A 3,994-nucleotide genomic window follows, 5' to 3' on the forward strand; every position below is an offset into this window, starting at 1 on the left:
CTTAATAATAGATATAAAAACAAAGTTCACAATTAGTAAAAATATTTTCTGTAAAATGTAAATAGATTTTTCTCACTCTTGCATAGCAAATATTTTTTACGTATATGCATGATTGAAAAATTTAACTAACGGAAGATCTGCAATGATCTTACTTGCATACGCTGCGTTAAATAATTCTGTTCAAACTTCATTCGCAGCAGTTCTTAGCTGCGACAAGAGTTTTTACTGCTGATAATTTTTTTAACGCCTCGTCTTAAGAAGAATTGAGAGTACTTGAGCGGTACAATTGTCATCTCCAAACGAGAGTTTCCATAGAAATCCCTGTTGTTTTTGTTGCTCATATTAAAACTTCAGATGCATTCTGACATAAATTTTTCGCCTCCTGTAAATCGCTATGCTTCTTCGGAAGAACTAAAAGTAAACTCTAAACCGTAATGATTCGGCTTAGCACATGAGATTTAAATTTCAAATTAAAGATTTTCTCTTCTTAGGTTAATCTTAAAAACGAAATTATCTCCCTTTAGCTCATAGGTTGTTTAAACCTTGAGATTAGATACTTTTAGCTTATAGCAGTTAAACTTCTAACTTGAATTTGAGTTAAATAAAGATCTAGATTTAGGTTTAGATTTTAACTCGAACTCTAACTTGAAGTTCTTCATTTACAGTTTTGCAAGTTGGTTAGCTCTTAGCTAAGATTAGTCTTAACTTAATGCTAGCTGTAATTCCCTGTTAGTGACAGGCATTTCAAAGCATCCGCTTGAGCGTAGCTCGCGACCTAAGTCTCGGGAGTGTCTGGTTTATAACCTGTAAAACTTCTACTAACCAAATCTTATAATCCCTTAACCCAACCGATAAGTACTAAACCTAAAAATTTAGTATGGGTTGTTAAGTTGCATTGGTAAGGTTTTGGTGAGATTTACAGACAAAGCATGTGATTATCTACAGTCGTTAGTGGTTGTTAAATCAAGTTAAGCGAAATTTGTTCTTTGATTTTTTCTTTTAAATCTTAGAAATCAAAAGTCTTAACTTATCTAACGCTAGTAGCTTTTTTGGAGAGAAAAGCTCTATTAGTAAACCTAAACTGTTAGCAGGTCTAAAATGGACTTTAAAGTATTTAACTTAGCATTAAGGTAAAAAGTAGCAAATTACCGCTTAAGGTATCTAGTTATCTTTATGCCTTTATTGTAAAAAGTCAAATGTACTTTAATCGCTACCAATTTTTACACCTAGTTTAGAATTTTAGCTGGCAAACAGAATGATGATGTGTATCTGCTTTTGCTTAAGACCGTACTTAGAATAAAAGTAGTCAAGCTAAATTGTTTACTGAAGATAATCCTTTCCCTATTAAACACCTATAAACTTAATTTTCTTAACCAGTTTGGGAAGTCTAAATTCTCTAACGGAAACTTAATTACTAAATTTTGCGCAAACAATGAACAAGAGTTTAGAATGAACAGCTGGAGCGGGATTTTATAGTTTATGCTGTAGTCTTAGAAGATCTTACTAGCTAGGTTTGATTTTCTAGTCCTAAAGTTGATATGTATGTAAGTCTGATTTGTATAGACAAACGATTTATACAAATTGATACGACTTGATACGACTTGATACTCAATTGGTGCTGATACGTTTTTTTAGTATTGTGCACTTGGGATTACAGCACATGCTTGTTTGCTACTTTTAAGAGTGGTAGTTGTTTTACAGCTACAATTCGTAAAATAGCACTGAGTTATACCACTACCCCAAAGCAAGGCTAGTTGTAAGAATTAGTTTTGTGGGCTTAGATGATTTTGGTAGAAAATTGTCGAGAAGATTTTTTACAAATCTTGGTTGTTTGTGGGGCTTAGAAGTAATGAGTTCATTACTTGCAAGAGTGTAGGCTATGGTTAATGGCGAGAAAGTGTAGAGAACGAGTTATCCGTTACTCTATGAATGATAAAAATAAATACTCTAAGTAAAGAGAGAAGTTACTTAACTCTAAGTACATAGTTTTAACCGCTAATGACTTAGTTTAAGTTAGTAACTCTAATGACTTAGTCTAAGTTAGTAACTCTAATGACTTAGTGTATTTTCACATAGAGAGTATGATTCTAAATTTTTATGATTTAGACAACTTTCCTAATCTCTATGCTTTAAGATGAGTCTAATCATCTAATGATTTAGAGGAAGTACTTTAAGCTTAGTATTTAGTACTTAGAACTTAGTACTAATTGCTCATCTTTAAAATTTATCGTAGGTATAGACTTATACCTGAAAGTAGGTAAGATGTTAAGTTAGGCAGGATAGGATAGCTAAGATAACTAATGTTCATGTTATCTATGTGATATCTATATGCTAGCTCTGCTATGTCTACTACCTGAGTTATATTATCTGACCTATTAAGTTATCGTTAGGGATAATAAAGTTTTTACTGGCATAGTGACTTTATTTTCAGTGTACTTTTTTTAGGTAACCGCAACTTAATCGTAAAATTTTGACAAATTTACAGCGTATCGAGTAATTTTATAGCTACAGCTTTAACTACCGGTACTGCAACCGTATTGCCAAAAAGATCAAAAATTTCTTTAGGCTTAACTTCCATGACATAATCATCAGGAAAGCCAAAAAGTCGTTTTTGCTCAACTGTAGTTAGTAATCTTAAGCCATTGTTGTCAGGGACAACAATGCGATCGAGATCAGTTGCCACTAGAGTAGGGGTAATGTCTTTAGGATCTAAAATTTTGTTAATCTCAAAACTTAGTTTTCCTGTAACGATGTTGTAACCTTTTTCTAGATCGGTACGATATTCTCGTTTGCTTACTTGTTTACCTTGGCTATTGGTATAAACGACAAGATCTTTAGGATGTTCGAGTTTTAAGTATTTCTTGGTGCATAGATCTTCGAGCATACTTTCTAGATCTGGATCATCAAAGAAAGTACGGATTTCACTAGTCGTAAGTGGCATACCGCTCATCCATTGAATACCTTTGAGAGCTGCCCATTTTTTATTGCGGCGCGCTTTCATAATTTGCTTGAGCAAATCTGCTTGTTTGGGGGATACTGAACCTTTAAGTTCAAGATCCCAAGAGTGAATATTATTAGCTCCACCACGTTTGTCTTTAACAGACTTACCATAAAGCTCTGGTAAGCTGTATTTAGAGAGTAAAGAGTGAATAAATTCACTTTGTAAAGTTGCTTTACCAGTTTCTAACACATCAGCAAGCTTACTGGTAGTGTATTTAAAATTAGTTAAATCAACTTTTGTTTTTCTTGTACCAACCAGAAAAATTCTCTTTCTACTTTGGGGAATACCAAAGTTACTTGCGTCTAGTATTTGCCAAGAGACTTGATAGCCTAAGCTAGCTAAATTAGTAAGGATAATGGATAAAGTTCTGCCGATTTTATCAGTTTTGTCTTGCAAGTCATGTTTTACTAGACCTTCAACATTTTCCAAGATAAAAGCTTGCGGCTTTTTATCGCGTAAAATACGCTCCACTTCAAAAAAGAGTGTACCTCGAGTGTCTGCAAAACCTTGACGTTTACCAGCATTACTAAAAGCTTGGCAAGGAAAACCTCCTAACAAAACATCAAAATCAGGAATACTTGCACTGGGGATTTGAGTAATATCTCCGTGTACGATTTCTTGGTTGAAGTTAGATTGATAGACTTGGACAGCATAAGGTTTAATTTCTGAGCTAAAGACGCATTCGGCTTTAATGCCTCTTTCTTGCGCAGCCTGTTTAAATCCTAGCCGAAAACCGCCCATACCGGCAAACAAGTCAATAAAATTTATTGTCTTCATGATTTTATAAAATTAGGATAAAAGTGGTTGCTTACTTGTTGTAACGCAGCCTATTTGTTACGTATCTAATCTAGATATAAGTAGCTAGTAATACTACTGTTTGGTGCTTGAAACTTTAGGATCTAAACTTCATTTCTATACTTTTTTTGATTAATTTTTAGTAATATAGATTTTTTTATACTTTTCCGACATTCGTTTTGAGCTGTACCCCAAAAA

The 3,994-nt window shown here is 33.5% G+C and carries 1 protein-coding gene; it reads right to left on the reverse strand.

Annotated elements, in window-relative coordinates; genetic code table 11:
* Positions 1-2,479 precede the first annotated feature (2,479 nt).
* A complete protein-coding gene (gene dcm, locus CKF58_RS07720; RefSeq protein ID WP_119532617.1) occupies positions 2,480-3,778 on the reverse strand; it encodes a DNA (cytosine-5-)-methyltransferase in 1,299 nt (432 codons plus the stop codon).
* Positions 3,779-3,994: the final 216 nt, after the last annotated feature.

Origin of the sequence: Psittacicella hinzii, assembly GCF_003585935.1 — a bacterium.
In the GTDB taxonomy this organism is placed as follows: Bacteria; Pseudomonadota; Gammaproteobacteria; order Enterobacterales; family Psittacicellaceae; genus Psittacicella; species Psittacicella hinzii.

Coding starts and splice junctions, on each gene's coding strand:
- dcm (WP_119532617.1), bottom strand. CDS start 3,778: ATGAAGACAATAAATTTTATTGACTTGTTTGCCGGTATGGGCGGTTTT.